The organism is Reyranella sp. GW821-FHT14A01 (assembly GCF_058803965.1).
In genome coordinates this window covers 1-17,617 of the sequence record NZ_JBXAPM010000008.1, presented here as the reverse complement: position 1 = coordinate 17,617, position 17,617 = coordinate 1, and the positions used below count along the sequence as shown (strand labels likewise).

Sequence of the window (17,617 nt, the reverse complement as noted above, 5' to 3'; positions counted from 1 at the left end):
CGCTCCAATGACTACCGTCCAAACCTGTTCCACTTGCCGTCGTTGCCACGCATCAGGACGAACTCCTTGCCCTTCCGGCTCGTGTCGTCGCGCGGCGTGCAGGCGATCGAGATCCACGACTGGAAATCCCAGCGCGCCGAGCAGCTCTCGGTCGCGCAGGGCAGTTCGAACTCGGCCTCGCTCGCAATCCCACTATCCGACGGCGTGAAGATCGAGAGCGTGCCGCGTGCCGGCTGCAGCGAGCAGGCGACCGTCAGGAAGCGTGTCTTGTCCGACGCCCAGACCGGCGCGCCGTGGACTGTGAACAGACGGCCCGTGCGCTTCATCACCAGCGTCCAGGCGAAGTCGTCGGCGCCCGGCGTGCGCACGACGTAAAAGCGGCCAGGGTCATCGTAGCGCTCGTAGAGATACTGGTAGCCCGCATCGCCGTAGGGACAGTCCTGAAGCTCGACGACCTTGCCGCCGTCGATCGCCAGCCGCAGCCGGTCGCCGTGACGCGAGACGTTGGGCACGTCCGCCCTGAGGCGCGGCGCTTCCCGGGGCCAATCCTCGGCACGGCTCGTCTGCTCGTACTCCTCCGTCATCGCCGAACGGGCGCCCGGAACACAGGCCTCGGCCTCCCGCCCCGCCGGCTGCGCATCGACCGATCCTGCAAACAAGCCCGCCGCGATCACGATCCAGGAGGCGAGACATCCGCGCATCGCGTCACCGGTCCGACGTCGTCGCCGTCCAGCTTCCGCCGCGACGGGTGAGCCGCATCACCTTGTATTCGTTGCCCTGCTCGCCGGCCTTCGCGCACGTCGCGGCGACCGTATCGGCGCTTTCCCAGGCGATCTCGCAGTCGCCCAGGCCGCAGGGCATGTGGCCTTCGGTCTCCGTCTTGAGTCCGTCCGGTGATACCCGCGAGATCGCGATCTCGTCCTGGCTGTTCATCACGCTACAGACGCCATAAGCGAAACGCGTGCGGTCCGGCGACCAGACCGGAAGCCCGGGAATGGCAAAGATCCGGCCGGTCTTTTTGATCACCAGCACGTAGAACCGGTCTTCATAGAAATGGACGCTGACGATGTGAAAGCCGCCCGTTTCGTCGTATTTCTCATAAAGATTGCGATAGAGACCATCCGTAAACGGGCAGTCGACCAGCGACACGACACGATCGCCGTCGACCGCAAGATAGAGCCTCTCGAGCCAGCGCCAGACACCGCCGTTGGCGGGCCAGCGTCCCTTTTCCCTGGCCCACTGCAGTTCGTTGTCGGGCGGCGCATGGGTGAGCCAGTCGCGGAACATCTCGACCTCTTTCCAGTCCTTCGCGACGCAGCCCGTTGGCGGCGTCCACGGTTCCTGGGCACGCGCGATGCCCGGGAGAGCCTGAAGAGCGAGAAGAGCGAGAAGACAAACCAGACGCGCCGACATGCGCTGCCCCTCAGTTGGGTCGCCTCAGCATAGTCTCCAGGCTGACTGAACGCAGCGTTGCCTCGGCGATTTCGTCGATCTCGGTGAGGATCCTTTGGAGAGCAGCGCCGATCTCGGTCTCTTCGCCCGGCTCGGCGGCGCGGCTTCCGGGCGCCGGTTCGAACAGGGCGACGATGTCCATGAGGGTGATGCGGCGGCGGTTGCCGGTGAAGCGGTAGCCGCCCGACGCGCCGCGTCCACCCTGCACGAGGCCGGCGGCCGACAGCGTGCGCAGGACTTTGGCGAGCGAATGCGTCGAGACGCCGAAGCGCTCGGCGAGGTCGGCCGACGACAGGGTCCGCGCCGGATCGCGCGCCAGTTCCAGGATGGCGTAGAGGCCGAGCCGCGTCGCCGTCTGGAGTTTCACGGCAATTCCTTGTCGAGTTGCAGCGACGGGCCGGCGACCATGCCCTGGGCGCGGAAGAAGGAAAGGATCAGATGGTCCTTGCGATCGACCAGCGTGCGCACCCGCGTCACGCCCTGCTCCTTGAAGCGTGCCGCGAGCGCGTCGAACAGCGCGCTGCCGACACCTTTGAGGCGTGTCTTCGGATCGACCTGAATGGCGAACACCCAGCCGGCGGCAGGCTGGCCGAATTCCCAGGCGCGGATCTCGCCGGCGATGAAGCCGGCGAGCGCGCCTTTACCTGTCTCGGCCACCAGGAAATGCCGCTCCGGCGCCAGCATCTCGCGCCAGTAGTCAGGCTTGTCGGAGCCGGTCAGCCGGGCGTCCAGCGCCGAAATCGCTGTCAGATCAGAGGCTTGGGCAGGACGGATGGCGACCATGTCTGTGGAGGAGAATGACCTTGCGGCGAAGAAAGTAAATAGGTAATTCAGTACCGAATTACAGAAATAGGGAATGCCATGGACCCCGCCGCCGCGCCCATCGACTTCCGCACCGATCCCAGCCGCTACAAGCATTGGAAGCTCGCCCTCGAGAACGGCGTCGCCTACCTCACCATGGATGTGAACGAGGATGGCGGGCTGAAGCCCGGCTACAAGCTCAAGCTCAATTCCTACGATCTCGGCGTCGACATCGAGCTGGCCGATGCGGTGCAGCGCCTGCGCTTCGAGCATCCCGGGATCGGCGCCGTCGTCATCCGCTCCCAGCGCGACCGCATCTTCTGCTCCGGCGCCAACATCAACATGCTTGGCCTGTCGACGCATGACCACAAGGTGAACTTCTGCAAGTTCACCAACGAGACGCGCCTCGCCATCGAGGACGCCAGCATCCATTCCGGCCAGACCTACATCTGCTCGATCAACGGCATCGCCGCCGGCGGTGGCTACGAGCTGGCGCTGGCCTGCGAGCAGATCCTGCTGGCCGACGACGGATCGAGCGCGGTGTCCCTGCCCGAGCTGCCGCTGCTGGCGGTGCTGCCCGGCACCGGCGGACTGACGCGCCTCGTCGACAAGCGCATGGTGCGGCGCGACCATGCCGACTTCTTCTGCACCACCGCCGAGGGCATGCGCGGCAAGCGCGCCCGCGATTGGCGGCTGGTCGACCAGCTTATTCCGCCGTCCAAGCTCGTCGAGCAGACGCAGAAGATCGCCGAGGACGTCGCCGCCAGGTCGGCCCGACCGAAGGGCGCCAAGGGCATCGCGCTACCGACCGTTGAGCGCCAGATCGATGGCGACACGCTGCGCTACGGCCATCTCACCGTCGAGATCGACCGCGAGGGCCGCTCGGCGAAGTTCCGCCTCAACGGCCCCGCCTCCGCGCCGCCGGCCGACGTGCATGCCGAAGGCGCCGCCTTCTGGCCGCTGGCGCTGGCGCGCGAGTTCGACGATGCGATGATGCATCTGCGGCTCAACGAGACCGAGATTGGGACTTGGGTGCTAACCAGCCAGGGCGACGCCGCGCTGGTCGAGGCCTACGACGCGCTGCTGGCGAAGAACGCCGGCGACTGGCTGGTGCGCGAGATCGTGCTCTTCTGGAAGCGCACCCTGAAGCGGCTCGACGTCAGCTCGCGTAGCCTGATTGCGCTGATCGAGCCCGGCTCCTGCTTCACCGGCACCCTTCTCGAGGTCGCGCTGGCGGCCGACCGCTCCTACATGCTGGACGGCGTGTTCGAGGGCTCCAACCTGCCGGCAGCGACGGTTCGACTGACCGACATGAACTTCGGCCCCTATCCGATGGGCAACGGGCTGACCCGGCTCGCGACACGCTTTTTGCACGATCCGTCGCTGGTCGACGATTTGAAAAGCGAGATCGGCGAGGCGCTGGACGCCGCGGCGGCCGACGAAGCCGGCCTCGTTACCTTCACCCCCGACGATATCGACTGGGAAGACGAGGTGCGTCTCGCCGTCGAGGAACGCGCCGGCTTCTCGCCCGACGGGCTGATCGGCATGGAGGCGAACCTGCGTTTCCCTGGCCCAGAGACGATGGAGACCAAGATCTTCGCGCGCCTCTCGGCCTGGCAGAACTGGATCTTTCAGCGCCCCAACGCGACGGGGCCCGAAGGCGCGCTGAAGCTCTACGGCACAGGCAAGCAGAGCAAGTACGACCGCAAGCGGGCTTAAAGGATTTCCTCCCCATTCAAATGGGGAGGTACCCCGTCATCGGGGCGGAGGGGTCATCGCGGCACGCAAGCCTGACCCCTCCGTCCACTTCGTGGACACCTCCCCATTTGAATGGGGAGGAGTATGAGTTCCCAACGGTAAGGTCAGGGAGAAATACGATGGCCATCGACTACAGCCAGCTCATTCCCAACAACGTCGATCTCTCGTCGGACCGCCGCCTGCAGCGCGCGCTGGAGAACTGGCAGCCGCGCTTCCTCGACTGGTGGAAGGACATGGGGCCCGACGGCACCTCGGCCTTCGACGTCTATCTGCGCACCGCCATCTCGACCGATTCGAACGGCTGGGCGAATTTCGGCTACGTGAAGATGCCGGAATATCGCTGGGGCATCTTCCTGGCCGACCGCGATCCCAATCGCGAGATCGCCTTCGGCGACAACAAGGGCAAGCCGGCCTGGCAGGACGTGCCCGGCGAGCTGCGCTCGACCCTGCGCCGCCTGATCGTGACCCAGGGCGACACCGAGCCCGCCTCGGTCGAGCAGCAGCGCCTGCTGGGCAAGACCGCGCCCTCGCTCTACGACCTGCGCAACCTCTTCCAGATCAACGTCGAGGAAGGCCGCCACCTCTGGGCGATGGTCTACCTGCTGCACGCCTATTTCGGCCGCGACGGCCGCGAGGAAGCCGAGGCGATGCTGGAACGGCACTCGGGCGATCCCGACAAGCCGCGCATCCTCGGCGCCTTCAACGAGGCGACGCCGGACTGGCTCTCCTTCTTCATGTTCACCTACTTCACCGACCGCGACGGCAAGTACCAGCTCGCGTCGCTCGCCGAGTCGGGCTTCGATCCGCTGGCCCGCTCCTGCCGCTTCATGCTGACCGAGGAAGCGCACCATATGTTCGTGGGCGAGACCGGCGTCGGCCGCATCCTCCAGCGCACCTGCGAGCTGATGAAGGAGCACAAGACCGACGACGTGCGCAGCCTGGGCGGCATCGACCTGCCGACCATGCAGAAGTACCTCAATTTCCACTTCTCGGTGTCGCTGGACCTGTTCGGCCAGGAGGCCTCGACCAACGCGGCCAACTACTACACACAGGGTGTGAAGGGCCGCTATCTCGAGACCCGCGTCGACGACGACCACCTGCTCACCGGCGCGACCTATGAGATCGAGACAGTCGAGGACGGACGCATCGTGAAGAAGGCGGTGCCGGCGCTGCAGGCGCTGAACGAGCGGCTGCGCCAGGACTATATCGAGGACTGCGCACGCGGCGTGCTGCGCTGGAACAAGGCGATCGAGCGCGCCGGGATCAACTTCGAAATGACCCTGCCGCACCGCGCCTTCGACCGGCAGATCGGCGCCTTCGCGGGCCTCCGCGTCTCGCCCGACGGCAAGGTCCTCTCCGAGGCCGAATGGAATGCCCACAAGGACAAGTGGCTGCCGACCGACGAGGACCGCGCCTATGTCACCTCGCTGATGGGCGCCGCCGTCACCCAGCCCGGCAAGTTCGCCCACTGGATCGCGCCGCCGGCCCGCGGCATCAACAACCAGCCGGGCGACTTCGAGTACGTGCGCTTCAACTGAGGCTGCCCAAAGAAAAGACCCGCCTGCACTTGGGGGTTGCAGGCGGGTCGGGGAGCCTCCGGGTGTGACGGAGGAGGTGCCGCTCTCGGTTGGCGGCTTACCGAACTTGCCTCAAATGGCCCCGCCCGTGTGTGGCAAGCCTGTGACCAGTCTCCCCCATCTCGTATGGAAATCCGGTATCGATTGGAGCATGATCCGCCGCGATGCTGGTTTTGCCGCGATATGTGCAGAAATCCCTTCGGAAGAAGGGCATCCCTCCAAAAATCTGCCTGGTCGCCGTGGCCACAGCCACGACAGCCCTTCTCACGGCACGAACCGCCGGCGCCGGGGACATTTGCTGGATCGACACGGTAACCAAGACGCGATCCGGCGTGGAACTTCGCCTTTCCCAGAGTGCTTCGGCGTCGGTTCGCAGCCCCGACGAGCCCCTGCGCTTCCTCGATGTCCGGCCGTCGCTGCCGCCGGATTCGCAAAACAAGATTCCGCCGATCGTGTCGTCGATCAGGGCAAAGCTCGGCGATGAGATCTTCCTGCGCGGCGGTGCACATGACGCTTGTCGCCTGCACGTGGCGACGATGGGCAACAAGATCGGAATCCTCGCCTATTACAGCAACACGGCTCCCGGACTGCCGCCCGATTCGGGAAGCAAGTTCATCGCTGCGCAGTAGTCCAGCCAGAATCCTTAAAGAGGCCCCGAGTCTTGAGTCCCATCCAGTTTGCCACCATCGCCTTCTTCTGCATCGTCGTCAGTGCGATCGGAGGGGCCCTGCTGCGCACCCGCCTGCCCGAGCATCACGTGAGCGGCGATTCCAAGGACGTGATCAAGCTTTCGATCGCGCTCGTCGCCACCATGTCGGCGCTGGTCCTTGCCCTGCTCTTCGCTTCCACGCGCACCTCCTTCGAGCGTACCAGCGGTCTGGTGAGCCGCATGACGGCCGACATCACCGAACTTGACCGGGTGCTGAAGCATTACGGGCCGGAGGCTCAGCCGATACGGACGGCCTTGCGCGCCGAGATCCAGCCGATGATCGATTCGATCTGGCGCGAGGAGGCCGTCGCCCGCGGCGTCAAGTTCGAGGATACGAGGACGCCGGAGGAGGAAGTCCTGTTCATGCTGCAGGACCTTCGGCCAACCGACTCGAAGCAGCGCGCGCTCCAGGCCCGCGCCCTCCAGGTCAGCTCCGACCTCGCGCAAACACAGCTCGCGCTGTTCGCACAGCCAACGGATTCGATTTCCAACACATTCCTGGTCGTGCTGATCGTCTGGTTGATGTTCATCTTCGGCATCTTCAGCATGTCGGCGCCGGCCAACCCGACCTTGTTCGTCGTGATCGCGATCTGCATCCTCTCCGCATCCGCGGCCTTCTACCTGATCCTGGAACTCGGCCTCCCGTTCGGCGGATTGATGCAGCTCTCGAACGAGCCGCTGAAGAACGCACTCAAATAGCGCCTTTCGACGCCTATGGCCCCTGGTCGGCCTTGATGCGTTCGACCAGCGACCTGAGCCGCGTGTCGGAGACGGCTGTAGCGTGCAACGGCACCATGGCCGACGTGAACCCTGCATAGTCGATGTCACTGACGACCTGGACACCCGCTGCCTCGGCGGTGCGCCGGGCCGCCGCTTCATGGTCGTCCCACAGCTGGCGGTAATAGGGGACGGAATCGCGGGCGGCCGTTCGGATGATCGCCCGGTCGTCGGGAGAGAGCGTGTCCCAGACTCGCTTCGAGAAGAGCAGCACGCCGGGCGACCGCACATGCTCGGTCAGGCTGAAATACTTGGCCACGCGATGATGCTGGGAGCCGACGAAGGACGACCAGTGTCCGTCGGCCATCTCGACGACGCCCGCGCGCATCGAAGCCTCGCCACGGAACAAGGGCATCACCACGGGCTGCGCCCCGATCGCACGCACCATCGGCGCCCAGTTCGAGGATTGCTGGACACGATACTTCAGGCCGCGCAGGTCCGTGGGCTTGCGCACCGGCCTGGTCCCATAGGTCGATCTCGGGCCGAAATCGTAGAAGCAGAGGCCGATGAAACCGGCACGCTCCAGCGACGCCAGGATCTCCTCGCCGATCGGCCCATCGAGGACCCGCCGCTCGTGCGCGTCCGAGCGAAAAAGATAGGGCAGCGTGAGCACGACGGTGGCGGGGGCCGCGCTGTTCAACGCGGCGAGATTGACCCGCGCCATGTCGAGAGTGCCGTTTCGGAGCTGGCCCAGCGAGAAGCTCTCGGTCGTCTGGTCGTCGGCGCCGAGGTCCGACAGGATCAGGCGACCGCCGCTGCGCTCGCGCATCAGGTCGCCCATGTAGGCGACGGCGCGCACGGTCGGGTAAGTCGCGGGAAAGATGTCGGAGGAAGTCAAATCCCGCGCCACAGCGGGAGATCCGAACGCCAGTGCAGCGATCAGGACTGCAAGCTTGACGACGTTCATCGTATTGGTCTGCTCCTCGGAATCACTATGTACGAAACCATACAAAACAGTAAAGGTTGCGAGAAAGAAGCGAAGAATTTCTGACAAGTCAGGAAGTCGGTTCGACTGAACCTAGAGCATGGCGCCTTCCGTGAATTGTCTATCTGCGCATATCAAGGCGATTGCACGGGTGCCGCCGCTCCGGGCAACCATGCACGTCTCGCCTTGTTGTACGCCGGCATTCAGCCCGGGAGCGAGCGATGAAGACGGTGAGTCGGTTCTACGACAGCTACGCACAGGCGCGCGCCGCCGTGGACGCGATCGAGAAGGCCGGCGTCCCCTCCTCCGAGGTGAGCCTGATCGCCAACAAGCATGTCAGCGCCGAGTACGACGAAGCCGAGGTCGTGTCCGAAACCGCCGCAGGCGCGGGCATTGGCGGCCTGGTTGGCGGCGGTGCCGGCCTGCTGGCGGGCCTGGGCTTGCTGGCAATTCCCGGCCTCGGCCCGGTGGTCGCAGCCGGTTGGCTGGCGGCCACTGCCGTTGGCGCCGCGGCCGGCGTCGCAACGGGCGGCATCATGGGCGCGCTGATCGGCGCCGGCGTCGATAAGGAAGAGGCGGCCGTCTATTCCGAAGCGATCCGTCGCGGCGGCACGCTTGTCACGGTGCGCGTGCCCGACGACCAGGTCGCGCGCATCGAAGGGCTGATGTCGATTCATCGGCCGATCGATCCCGCCGAGCGGGCCGCGGCGTGGCGCGAGGAAGGCTGGACAACATTCGATCCCGAGGCGCCGGCCTACCGGCCCGATGAGACCGAGATCGCGCGCATGCGTCGCGAATGGCGCGACGAGGGCATGGGCGAGCAGGTCTGACGCGAACGCCCCCTAAAGCGTTCCGCCCGCGATCATGTCGAAGCGGGAGCGGATTTCGGAGACGGTGGGCGCCTTGTCGGCCTCCAGTTCGGGAAATTCCTTCGCCAGATCGGCCCGGTCGAGCTCGTCGAGATGCAGATCGGCGGCGGCATGATCGTCCGGCAACGCGTTCAGTGCGTTGTGCAGGTGGAAGATGTGCCAGTGCGCAGGGCCCGAAAGGGCGCCGGATTCGAGATGCGCGAGCCGTTCCTGGAATCGCCGCAGCACCTTCTTCCGTTCTTCCGACATCGCCGCTCTCCTGTGATCATCCTGTTTTCATTCGGCGCGCATCGTGCGCGAGCGGCCTGTGGACGGCAAGCCGGCTGGCCGTCGCGTCCGGCCTCGCGTAAAACATACCGCATGAAGCGACATACGGTCGAAGAGAAGAACGAAGGACACAGGACCTTCGAGGAGATCCTCGATCGGCTCGATGCGATGGGCCGCGGCCCGGACCCTTGGGAGGAAAGCTCCCTGATCCATGCGATCAATTTCATGGAATGCGGCCTCTATGATCGCGCAAGGACCGCGCTCCAGGAGTGCGTCCTGCCGAACGACCAGCGGCCGGCGTGGCGGCTCTCCCAGATCGAGCGCAATCCGCAGCGCTATACGGTGGCGCGCCTGCGCCTGCGGTTTGCCCCGCTCAAGAGATAGGCCCATCCGTTCGATATCGGACGAAAGGCGCTCAGCGCTTGAAGATCGCTATCGCCATCAAGGCTGCAAAGGCCCCCGCTCCCCCAGCCAGGCCGGCGCCGATCGTGAGCGGAATCCGCCGGCGGCGGTGCTTCCTGGAGAGAATGCTGAGATGCTCACGGCGCGTCATTCCGCCGGGGAAATCATATTTGTCCGGGGGATTTTCGATGTTCCGAGTGGCGCGCCACCAGCCCCAGGCCGCACCTCCCGCGGCGCACATCGTCACGATCACCAGGATGATTTCCATTTTGCAATATTAGCAAATGACGGCGGATACCGCATAGCCCACGCAGTATTCGCCTCCGGGAGGAAAAATGCCTCCCGAATTAGCCTTTCCGGTTGTTGTAGAAAATCAGCGCAAGCGCCGCGATCCCGAACACGAAGCTGACGAGCGTGACGACGCTCACGATGTAAACAGCGGCGTGCATAGTTTGCGACAACGCCTTTCCGGAGGAACCGTTCCTCGCATTTAGCGGGAAACTTCCCCTGTTGCTTTTGCGTTGATTGGGTACCCACAAGGAGATTCGATCATGCAGAAGCTCAGCATTGCTCTCGTCATCGGCGGCCTCGCCCTGATGCCGCTGTCGGCCATGAGCCAGAACATCGCGTCGGCGCCGAATGCGCCGGTCGCAAAGTCCGATCACATGCTGTTCATGGAAAGGGGCAGCGCCCGCGTGCCGGATTCGGCCATGGACACCGTCCGTAACGCTGCCGACGCCGCCAAGTCGTCGCCGGTTCGCATCGAGGGTCGCGCCGACTATGCCAACGCCGTGAAGCAGGAGCTGGTCCGCCAGGGCGCACCTGCCAATTCGATCAGCGTTCGGCCGACCACTGCTCAGCCACTGGCCAAAGCGGGCGATGGTGTGACCGATCCGACGGACCGCGGCGTGGCGCTCAAGTTCTAGCGCCACACAACCAACAACAACGCCCGCTCGGGATCTCCCCGGCGGGCGTTTGTTGTTCAGCATCGGTCATCCGCAAATGGAAAGCCCGCCCTGGTAAAAACCAGGGCGGGCTCCTGCAGCCCCTCGGGGGAGAGGAACGGTTACTGGAACCATCAAAGGCTGCATCCAGACAACGCCGATAAGGGCGAGGGGTTGCGAGCAATCAAAAAAAGCACATCTGCCAACTCAATCGGCGGACACACGGCCGTCGCGATCCACCGTCAGGACGACTTCGGTCTTCCCGCGCAAGGCACGGGCGCGCCACGTCCCGTCGGGCCCGGGGGTGATGTTCTTCACGGCCTTGTAGCCATCGGCCTCGATGGCGCCCTTGGCGAATTTCCCGGCCTCACCATCCATCGGCATGCCTGTCTGGGGCGCCGGCGTTGCCGCAGCCGTTTCCACGACGGGAGGCAACACCACCGGCGGTCGTTCGCGCACCTGGAGCGGTACGGGCGCTTGGCGAATTTCGACGACCGGCTTCGAAGACGAAGACTGGGCTGTGGACGGCGTGGCGGCCTTGGCGGACGCCTGGAACGGCGTTCCCTCCGGCAGGGGAGCAAAAACATGGGCGCTGGCTACGCCGGCGAGCAGCACAGCCGAAGCGAGCACGAAAACGACGCCTTGCCTCATCGAAGTCCATCCTGCGGGTTTCCGGCCATTCAACGTCGGACGGCTGGAGGCGTTGCGAGTCCATGCGCCGATCAGTATCGAAGGGGCTCAAGAATCCTTCCCGGGACCCGACATGGCGCTTCCAACAGGCATTTCCTTCTCTCCCGCCCACGCGGTCGAACTGCCGACCCGCTTCAACGTCGCGGTGCCGTTCATCGACCGGCATCTGGCAGAAGGACGTGGCGCGAAGCCGGTGATCCTCACGGCCCAGGAGACGGTGACCTATGCCGAGCTGGCGGAGCGCGTGAACCGGACCGGCAATGCGCTGCTCGGGCTGGGCGTGAAGCCCGGCGACCGGCTGCTGATGGTGGTGAAGGACTGCCCGGCCTTCTTCTATCTCTTCTGGGGAGCCATCAAGGCGGGCATCGTGCCGGTGCCGCCCAACACGCTGCTGCGCGCGCCCGACTATGCCTACATGATCGAGGATTCGGGCTGCGGCCTCGTCGTCTATTCCGCGGAGTTCGCCGGTGAAATCGAACCGGCGCTGAAGCAGCTCGGCGCCAAGGCGCCTCCTTCGATGACGGTCGACGCGTTCCTGGCGGAGATGGAAAAGGCCTCGCCCACGCTCGAGGCAAAACTCGCCGCCCCCGGGGACGACTGCTTCTGGCTCTATTCCTCGGGCTCGACCGGCCGGCCCAAGGGCGCCGTCCACGCCCAGCGCGACATGGTCGTGACCAGCGAGCTCTACGGCGTGCGCGTGCTGGGCGTGACCGAGCAGGACATCAGCTACTCCGCCGCCAAGCTGTTCTTCGCCTACGGCCAGGGCAACGGCATGGTCTTCCCGCTGTGGGTCGGCGGCACCGCGGTCCTCGACGATCGCCGCCCGACGCCGGACACGACCTTCGGCAACATCGAGACCTTCAAGCCCACGATCTATTACGGCGTGCCGACGCTCTATGCCGCCCAGCTCGCCGCGCTGGAGACGACCAAGCGCGATCTGTCTTCCTTGCGCGCCTGCGTCTCGGCGGGCGAAGCCTTGCCCGGCGACATGTTCCGCCGCTGGAAGGAACAGACCGGCACGACCATCCTCGACGGCATCGGCTCGACCGAAGCGCTGCACATCTTCATCGGCAACCGGCTCGACGATTTCCGCGCCGGCACCAGCGGCAAGCCGGTACCGGGCTACGAAGTGCGCATCCTCGACGAGAACGGCGATCCCGTTCCCAAGGGTGAAAGCGGCCGCCTGTGGATCAAGGCGGAGTCGACCGCCAAGTATTACTGGAACAAGCCCGAGAAGACGGCCGAGACGATGGTGAACGGCTGGCTGAACACCGGCGACACCTATCGCGAGGACGCCGACGGCTACTTCATTTACGAGGGCCGCAGCGACGACATGCTGAAGGTCGGCGGCATCTGGTGCTCGCCGGTCGAGATCGAGAACTGCCTGGTCGGCCATCCCGCGATCCTCGAAGCCGCCGTCGTCGGCCAGGCCGACGAGCAGGCGCTGATCAAGCCCAAGGCGATCGTCGTGCTGAAGCAGCCGGGCGATGCGGGCGCGGCACTCACCGATGCGCTGATGAGCCACTGCAAGAAGACACTGGCGCCATACAAGTATCCGCGCTGGGTCGAATACGTGCCCGAGCTTCCGAAGACCGCCACCGGCAAGATCCAGCGCTTCAAGCTGCGTGGCTGAACCAAAGCCAACCTTGGAAGAGCCGCGGATACGGCCGTTCAGGGCAGCCGACCTCGACGCCTGCTATGCGATCTCGCTGGCGACGGGCCATGCCGGCGGCGATGCCTCGCATCTCTATCGCGATCCAAAGATGATGGGGCACATCTACATCGCGCCCTATGCGTTGCTCGAACCGGATCTCACCTTCGTCGTGGAGGATCGCGACGGTGTTGCGGGTTTCGTCGCCGGCGTCGTCGACACCGCTGCATGGGAAGAGCGGCTGGAGCGCGACTGGTGGCCGTCGCTGCGTCAACGCTATCCCGATCCGGTCGGCGTCCCTCCCAACGAGCAGACCGCCGATCAGCGACGCGCGTCGATGATCCACCATCCCGCCGCAACGTCGGCCGAGATCGTGGCGCGCTACCCTGCGCATCTGCACCTGAACCTGCTCCCCCGCCTGCAGCGCCGCGGTATGGGATCGTTGCTTCTCCGAACGTGGCTGGCTGCCGCCCGGACACGAGGCGCCCGGTCGTTTCACATCGGCGTCAACCGCATGAACACCGGCGCGATGCGCTTCTGGACGAGGGAAGGCTTCACACCGCTGGTCCTCGACGGCGTCCCCGAAAGCCGGACGTGCTGGATGGGAGATCAAGTTATTGTGTAGGCCGAACGCCGGCCGCGCCACTTTTTCGTCCCGCGTTCGTGGAAGCATCGGGACCGCATGATCTTCGCGAAGAAGTCCGAGACACCCGGCTGGCCGATCGCGCGGCTGCTGCCGGCGTTGATGGTCGGCCTGGTCTTCGTCTCGATCGCACCGGTGATCGGCGTCGCCTGGTTCGCCGCGCAAAGCAATCTCGAATCTTCCTCCCTGCAGCGCTCCGAGCTGACGATCGACCTGATCGAGCGCCGGCTCGAGGCGCATCTGCGGCCGGTGCAGAACCAGCTCGCCTATCTCAGCGACGCTATCGCCCGCGGCGAGATCGACTTCGACGACCGCGAGCAGTGGCGCATCTTCGCGCTGGGCACGCTGGCGGCCGTCCCCCAGACCATCGGCTTCGTCGTGCTGCCGGTCGAGGGCGAGGCCACGCGTTTCGTGCGCGCCGACCGGACCATGCGGCCGGAGCGGCGCGAGAATGTGCGCTTCGCCGACGCTCTGCTCGAACGGGGCCGCACCATGGACGGGCCGGGCTGGGGCGAGCCGGTCTGGTCGTTCGTCGTCGGCGAGCCGATCCTGCCGGTCATCGTGCCGGTACGCGTGCGCGGTGAGTACCGTGGCGTCATCGGTGCGGCGATCGGCACGACCGACCTGTCGCGCTTCCTGAAGGAGATCGAGCTCGACGGCGAGCGCACGCCCTTCATCCTGGCCGGCCGCGACCATGTGCTGGCCCATCCCAAGCTCGCCAAGACCTTGAACGGCGAGGCCCGCGCCCAGACTCGCCTGGTCACTCTGGAGGAAGTCGGCGATCCCGTCCTCGCCTCGATCTGGGCGCCCAATCCCAATCCGCTGTCATGGTTCGAGCATTACGCCCGCATCGAAGGCCACTGGAACTGGGTCGGCGACCGGTCCTTCGCCTGGATCCGCAAGAACGTCGATGCCTATGCGCCGGCCGAGCTGATCGTGGGCTACTACGAGGCCGGCCGCGAATCGGCCTGGGCCCGCTGGATCGTGCGCGGCATCCTGATCGCGGGCGGCGTGCTGATGCTCCTGACCGGCCTGGCCGCGATCTATCTCGGCCGGCGGCTGGCGCAGCCCATCCTGGCACTGGCGGGCGCGGCGGGCGCCGTCGAGCGTCTCGACCTCGACAATGTGCCCGCCCTGCCCGACAGCCGCGTGCGCGAGATCAGCCGCGCCAACCACGCCTTCGAGCGCATGGCCCGCGGCCTCAAACTGTCGGCGACCTACCTGCCCCGCGCCCTGGTGGCGCGCCTGACCGAGCAGCAGGGCAGCCTGCCGGTCAACGAGGACCGCGCCGTCACCATCCTGTTCAGCGACCTCGAAGGCTACACCGCCTATTCGCGCGACCGGCCGGCGGCCGAGACGGCGGCCTACCTGAACGACCTGCTATCGCGAATCGGGCCGGCCATCGAAGCGAGTGGCGGCACCATCGACAAGTATATCGGCGACGGGCTCATGGCCTTCTGGGGCGCGCCCGATACCGTTCCCGACCATGCCCGCATCGCCTGCCAGGGCGCGCTGGCGGTCGCGAAGGAGGTCGAGACCTTCAACATCGAGCGCCGGGCGCGCGGCCTGCACGCCTGCCGTATGCGCATCGGCCTGCACACGGGCACGGTGCTGGTCGGCAATATCGGCTTCGCCGGCAGGGTCGACTACACCGCCATCGGCGAGGCCGTGAACGTCGCCTCGCGACTGGAGCAGTTCGGCCGCAGCGCGCCGCGCGACGGTGAGGTCACGATCGTGGCCAGCGCGAGCTGCCGCGAGGCGGCGGGCGCGGGTTTCACCTGGGCGATGCTGGACGGTGGACCGGTCGACGTGTCCGCCGCGTCCGCCCTGCCGCTCGCCACCCTGAGAGCATCGGCGACGATCCATTAAGCCGTTGTTGGATTGCGGGTTTTCCGCTTTTATAGCGGCCAAGGGAAACAGGGAGCGTCGGCTCATGAAGAAGAAATTGTTTGGGACCGCAACAATTGCGGCGGCGATGGCGTGCGGCCTGCCGGCCATGGCCCAGAGCCCGATCAAGGTCGGCTTCGTCAGCACCTTTTCCGGCCCGCAGGCAGCGATCGGCGAGGACATGCGCCGCTCGGTCGAGCTCGCCAAGGAGCATCTCGGCGGCAAGATGGGCGGCAAGCCCTTCGAGATCGTCTACGAGGACGACCAGTTCAAGCCGGATGTCGGCAAGGCGCGCTCCGAGAAGCTCGTCCAGCAGGACAAGGTGAACTTCATCGCCGGCTACATCTGGTCGAACGTGCTGCTGGCCTCCTACAAGACCGTGGTCGACGAGGGCGACACGATCCTGATTTCGGCCAATGCCGGCCCGTCGCAGATCGCGGGCGAGCTCTGCAACAAGAACTTCTTCTCGACCTCGTGGCAGAACGACCAGACGCCGATGGCGATGGGCGAATATCTCAACACCAAGGGCGTGAAGAGCCTGTACCTGGTCGGCCCCAACTATGCCGCCGGCAAGGACATGCTTGCGGGCGTGAAGCGCACCTACAAGGGCAAGATCGTCAGCGAGGACTTCACCAAGTGGCCCGACCAGCTCGACTTCTCGGCCGAGCTGACCAAGATCGCCGCCGCCAAGCCGGACGGTATCTTCATCTTCTATCCCGGCGCGCACGGTGTTCAGTTCGTGAAGCAGTGGGCGCAGTCGGGCCTCAACAAGACCGTGCCGCTCTACCAGGTGTTCTCGATCGACGCGATCACCCTGCCGCAGCAGGGCGACCTCGCTCTCGGCACGCTGGGCGCGCAGGAATGGGTCAACGACCTGCCGAACGAGGCCAACAAGAAGTACGTAGCCGACTTCAAGAAGAAGCACGGCGTCTATCCGTCCTACTACGGCGCGCAGAGCTATGACGCGATCATGCTGATGGCGTCGGCGGCCGACGCGCTGAAGGGCGACCTGTCGAACAAGGACAAGGTCCGTGCCGAGATGAAGAAGGCCAGCTTCAAGTCGGTCCGCGGCGACTTCAAGTTCGGCAACAACAACTTCCCGATCGAGAACTTCTACATCCAGGAAACGGTCAAGGATCCGCAAGGCATGATGACGGTGAAGACCATCGCCACCGCCGTGAAGAACGCGGTCGATCCCTTCGCCGAAAAGTGCCCGATGAAGTGACGGTCGTCGTCGAAGAAATCGACGGGAGCGCGGCGACGCGCTCCCGTTTTGTTTGAGGCATAGATGGAATACCTGCTGCTCCAGGTGCTGAACGGCGTGCAGCTCGGCCTGCTGATGTTCCTGCTCGCCGCCGGACTGACCCTGACCCTGGGCATCATGGACTTGGTCAACCTGGCGCACGGCTCGCTCTACATGATGGGCGCCTACATCGCCTGGACCCTGATCGGCGTCACCGACTCCTTCGTGCTGGGCGCGTTGCTGGCAGTGCCCGCGACCTTCCTGCTGGGCGTCGTCGTCGAGGCCGTGGTGATCCGGCGGCTCTACGCGCGCGACCATCTCAGCCAGGTGCTGGCGACCTTCGGCCTGATCCTGTTCTTCAACGAGCTGGTGCGCGCGATCTGGGGCCCCGCCGGCAAGAGCATTGCGATCCCCGGCTTCCTGAACCGCACAGTCGAAATCCTGCCGGGCGTGCCCTATCCGGCCTACCGCTTCGCCATCATCGTGGTCGGCGCCGTCGTGGCGATCCTGCTGGCCTGGCTGGTGGCGCGCACGCGGCTCGGCATGCTGATCCGCGCCGGTGCCTCCAACCGCCGCATGATCGGCGCGCTGGGTGTCAACATCGAGCTGCTGTTCAGCCTGGTGTTCGGGCTGGGCGCCGTGTTCGCTGGTCTCGCCGGCCTGATGGCGGCCCCCATCGCCACGGTGAGGATCGGCATGGGCGACGACATCCTGATCCTCGCCCTGGTGATCATCGTCATCGGCGGCATCGGCTCCATCAAAGGAGCCTTTATCGCCGCCATGGTGGTGGGCCAGATCGACATCGTCGGCCGCGCCTTCCTGCCCGACATGCTCAAGACCTTCATGAGCTCCAGCGCCGCCTCGAGCGCCGCGCCCGCCATCTCGCAGGTGCTGGTCTACGTGCTGATGGCCGCCGTGCTGGTCTGGCGGCCGACCGGCCTGTTCGGCCAGCAGCGCACCGTCGCCGCAGCCGACGTCGAGCGCGCGCGTGTTGGGCTCCACCATGTCGGCGATGAGCTGCA

At 65.6% G+C, this 17,617-nt stretch carries 20 protein-coding genes; 12 read left to right on the top strand and 8 right to left on the bottom strand.

The features are described from left to right. Positions 1-11: 11 nt before the first annotated feature. From AC1ROX_RS15045 to AC1ROX_RS15030, 4 genes are read right to left on the bottom strand one after another with little or no spacing between them, the layout of a single operon-like run. A complete protein-coding gene (locus tag AC1ROX_RS15045) occupies positions 12-701 on the bottom strand; it encodes a hypothetical protein (RefSeq protein ID WP_493126760.1) in 690 nt (229 codons plus the stop codon). Positions 702-705: 4 nt separating this feature from the next. Further along, positions 706-1,413: a hypothetical protein gene (locus tag AC1ROX_RS15040; RefSeq protein WP_493126759.1), complete on the bottom strand. Its 708-nt coding sequence runs from the start codon at positions 1,411-1,413 to the stop codon at positions 706-708. A gap of 10 nt (positions 1,414-1,423) precedes the next feature. Then, positions 1,424-1,819, bottom strand: coding sequence for an Rrf2 family transcriptional regulator (locus tag AC1ROX_RS15035; RefSeq protein ID WP_493126758.1), 396 nt, complete (start codon positions 1,817-1,819; stop codon positions 1,424-1,426). After that, complete coding sequence (locus tag AC1ROX_RS15030) at positions 1,816-2,235, bottom strand: GNAT family N-acetyltransferase (RefSeq protein WP_493126757.1); 420 nt, start codon at positions 2,233-2,235, stop codon at positions 1,816-1,818. Before AC1ROX_RS15030 ends, AC1ROX_RS15035 begins: the two co-directional genes overlap by 4 nt. Positions 2,236-2,313: 78 nt before the next feature. Here AC1ROX_RS15030 and boxC point away from each other — a divergent pair, with 78 nt between their 5' ends. The 4 genes from boxC to AC1ROX_RS15010 all read left to right on the top strand — a co-directional run bounded on the left by boxC (position 2,314) and on the right by AC1ROX_RS15010 (position 6,996). After that, positions 2,314-3,972 (top strand): 2,3-epoxybenzoyl-CoA dihydrolase, encoded by a 1,659-nt coding sequence (boxC, locus tag AC1ROX_RS15025; protein ID WP_493126756.1) that lies wholly within the window; start codon positions 2,314-2,316, stop codon positions 3,970-3,972. A gap of 158 nt (positions 3,973-4,130) precedes the next feature. Further along, a complete protein-coding gene (gene boxB / locus AC1ROX_RS15020) occupies positions 4,131-5,549 on the top strand; it encodes a benzoyl-CoA 2,3-epoxidase subunit BoxB (RefSeq protein ID WP_493126755.1) in 1,419 nt (472 codons plus the stop codon). A gap of 203 nt (positions 5,550-5,752) precedes the next feature. Then, the gene (locus AC1ROX_RS15015) at positions 5,753-6,217 is read left to right on the top strand and encodes a hypothetical protein (protein ID WP_493126754.1); all 465 of its coding nucleotides are present in this window, start codon (positions 5,753-5,755) and stop codon (positions 6,215-6,217) included. Between the two features lie 32 nt (positions 6,218-6,249). Then, on the top strand, positions 6,250-6,996 hold the full coding sequence (locus AC1ROX_RS15010; RefSeq protein ID WP_493126753.1) for a bestrophin-like domain: 747 nt from the start codon (positions 6,250-6,252) through the stop codon (positions 6,994-6,996). 13 nt (positions 6,997-7,009) lie between these two features. Here AC1ROX_RS15010 and dctP read toward each other — a convergent pair whose 3' ends face one another. Then, positions 7,010-7,981: a TRAP transporter substrate-binding protein DctP gene (dctP, locus tag AC1ROX_RS15005; protein WP_493126752.1), complete on the bottom strand. Its 972-nt coding sequence runs from the start codon at positions 7,979-7,981 to the stop codon at positions 7,010-7,012. A gap of 239 nt (positions 7,982-8,220) precedes the next feature. Between dctP and AC1ROX_RS15000 the strand changes: the two genes are divergently transcribed. Further along, entirely contained in the window at positions 8,221-8,829 is a 609-nt protein-coding gene (locus AC1ROX_RS15000; protein WP_493126751.1) for a hypothetical protein, read from the top strand. Positions 8,830-8,841: 12 nt separating this feature from the next. On the opposite strand, the gene AC1ROX_RS14995 is transcribed toward AC1ROX_RS15000, so the two are convergent. Beyond that, on the bottom strand, positions 8,842-9,117 hold the full coding sequence (locus AC1ROX_RS14995; RefSeq protein ID WP_493126750.1) for a hypothetical protein: 276 nt from the start codon (positions 9,115-9,117) through the stop codon (positions 8,842-8,844). A gap of 12 nt (positions 9,118-9,129) precedes the next feature. Between AC1ROX_RS14995 and AC1ROX_RS14990 the strand changes: the two genes are divergently transcribed. After that, positions 9,130-9,519, top strand: coding sequence for a hypothetical protein (locus AC1ROX_RS14990; RefSeq protein ID WP_493126749.1), 390 nt, complete (start codon positions 9,130-9,132; stop codon positions 9,517-9,519). Between the two features lie 31 nt (positions 9,520-9,550). Here AC1ROX_RS14990 and AC1ROX_RS14985 read toward each other — a convergent pair whose 3' ends face one another. After that, positions 9,551-9,805, bottom strand: a complete 255-nt coding sequence (locus tag AC1ROX_RS14985) for a hypothetical protein (RefSeq protein ID WP_493126748.1) — start codon at positions 9,803-9,805, stop codon at positions 9,551-9,553. Positions 9,806-10,088: 283 nt separating this feature from the next. Between AC1ROX_RS14985 and AC1ROX_RS14980 the strand changes: the two genes are divergently transcribed. Next, entirely contained in the window at positions 10,089-10,463 is a 375-nt protein-coding gene (locus AC1ROX_RS14980) for a hypothetical protein (RefSeq protein ID WP_493126747.1), read from the top strand. A gap of 225 nt (positions 10,464-10,688) precedes the next feature. On the opposite strand, the gene AC1ROX_RS14975 is transcribed toward AC1ROX_RS14980, so the two are convergent. After that, the gene (locus AC1ROX_RS14975; protein ID WP_493126746.1) at positions 10,689-11,132 is read right to left on the bottom strand and encodes a hypothetical protein; all 444 of its coding nucleotides are present in this window, start codon (positions 11,130-11,132) and stop codon (positions 10,689-10,691) included. A 112-nt stretch (positions 11,133-11,244) separates the two neighbouring features. On the opposite strand from AC1ROX_RS14975, the gene AC1ROX_RS14970 reads away from it, so the two are divergent. The 5 genes from AC1ROX_RS14970 to AC1ROX_RS14950 all read left to right on the top strand — a co-directional run. Then, positions 11,245-12,804 carry a benzoate-CoA ligase family protein gene (locus tag AC1ROX_RS14970; RefSeq protein ID WP_493126745.1) on the top strand — a complete coding sequence of 520 codons (1,560 nt, stop codon included), beginning with the start codon at positions 11,245-11,247 and terminating at the stop codon, positions 12,802-12,804. Positions 12,805-12,817: 13 nt separating this feature from the next. Beyond that, positions 12,818-13,447, top strand: coding sequence for a GNAT family N-acetyltransferase (locus AC1ROX_RS14965; RefSeq protein WP_493126744.1), 630 nt, complete (start codon positions 12,818-12,820; stop codon positions 13,445-13,447). 57 nt (positions 13,448-13,504) lie between these two features. Further along, positions 13,505-15,334, top strand: a complete 1,830-nt coding sequence (locus tag AC1ROX_RS14960) for an adenylate/guanylate cyclase domain-containing protein (RefSeq protein WP_493126743.1) — start codon at positions 13,505-13,507, stop codon at positions 15,332-15,334. A 64-nt stretch (positions 15,335-15,398) separates the two neighbouring features. Then, the gene (locus AC1ROX_RS14955; protein WP_493126742.1) at positions 15,399-16,577 is read left to right on the top strand and encodes an ABC transporter substrate-binding protein; all 1,179 of its coding nucleotides are present in this window, start codon (positions 15,399-15,401) and stop codon (positions 16,575-16,577) included. 63 nt (positions 16,578-16,640) lie between these two features. Continuing rightward, positions 16,641-17,617 (top strand): branched-chain amino acid ABC transporter permease (locus AC1ROX_RS14950; RefSeq protein WP_493126741.1); only part of this gene is annotated, 977 nt, incomplete at its 3' end.

What these genes read in the sequence shown, in the direction of transcription:
- AC1ROX_RS14955 (WP_493126742.1), top strand. Translation starts at nt 15,399, where the DNA reads ATGAAGAAGAAATTGTTTGGGACCGCAACAATTGCGGCGGCGATGGCG.
- AC1ROX_RS14960 (WP_493126743.1), top strand. Translation starts at nt 13,505, where the DNA reads ATGATCTTCGCGAAGAAGTCCGAGACACCCGGCTGGCCGATCGCGCGG.
- AC1ROX_RS14980 (WP_493126747.1), top strand. Translation starts at nt 10,089, where the DNA reads ATGCAGAAGCTCAGCATTGCTCTCGTCATCGGCGGCCTCGCCCTGATG.
- AC1ROX_RS14970 (WP_493126745.1), top strand. Translation starts at nt 11,245, where the DNA reads ATGGCGCTTCCAACAGGCATTTCCTTCTCTCCCGCCCACGCGGTCGAA.
- AC1ROX_RS15000 (WP_493126751.1), top strand. Translation starts at nt 8,221, where the DNA reads ATGAAGACGGTGAGTCGGTTCTACGACAGCTACGCACAGGCGCGCGCC.
- AC1ROX_RS15040 (WP_493126759.1), bottom strand. Translation starts at nt 1,413, where the DNA reads ATGTCGGCGCGTCTGGTTTGTCTTCTCGCTCTTCTCGCTCTTCAGGCT.
- AC1ROX_RS14995 (WP_493126750.1), bottom strand. Translation starts at nt 9,117, where the DNA reads ATGTCGGAAGAACGGAAGAAGGTGCTGCGGCGATTCCAGGAACGGCTC.
- AC1ROX_RS15030 (WP_493126757.1), bottom strand. Translation starts at nt 2,235, where the DNA reads ATGGTCGCCATCCGTCCTGCCCAAGCCTCTGATCTGACAGCGATTTCG.
- dctP (WP_493126752.1), bottom strand. Translation starts at nt 7,981, where the DNA reads ATGAACGTCGTCAAGCTTGCAGTCCTGATCGCTGCACTGGCGTTCGGA.
- AC1ROX_RS15045 (WP_493126760.1), bottom strand. Translation starts at nt 701, where the DNA reads ATGCGCGGATGTCTCGCCTCCTGGATCGTGATCGCGGCGGGCTTGTTT.
- AC1ROX_RS14975 (WP_493126746.1), bottom strand. Translation starts at nt 11,132, where the DNA reads ATGAGGCAAGGCGTCGTTTTCGTGCTCGCTTCGGCTGTGCTGCTCGCC.
- AC1ROX_RS15015 (WP_493126754.1), top strand. Translation starts at nt 5,753, where the DNA reads ATGCTGGTTTTGCCGCGATATGTGCAGAAATCCCTTCGGAAGAAGGGC.
- boxB (WP_493126755.1), top strand. Translation starts at nt 4,131, where the DNA reads ATGGCCATCGACTACAGCCAGCTCATTCCCAACAACGTCGATCTCTCG.
- boxC (WP_493126756.1), top strand. Translation starts at nt 2,314, where the DNA reads ATGGACCCCGCCGCCGCGCCCATCGACTTCCGCACCGATCCCAGCCGC.
- AC1ROX_RS14985 (WP_493126748.1), bottom strand. Translation starts at nt 9,805, where the DNA reads ATGGAAATCATCCTGGTGATCGTGACGATGTGCGCCGCGGGAGGTGCG.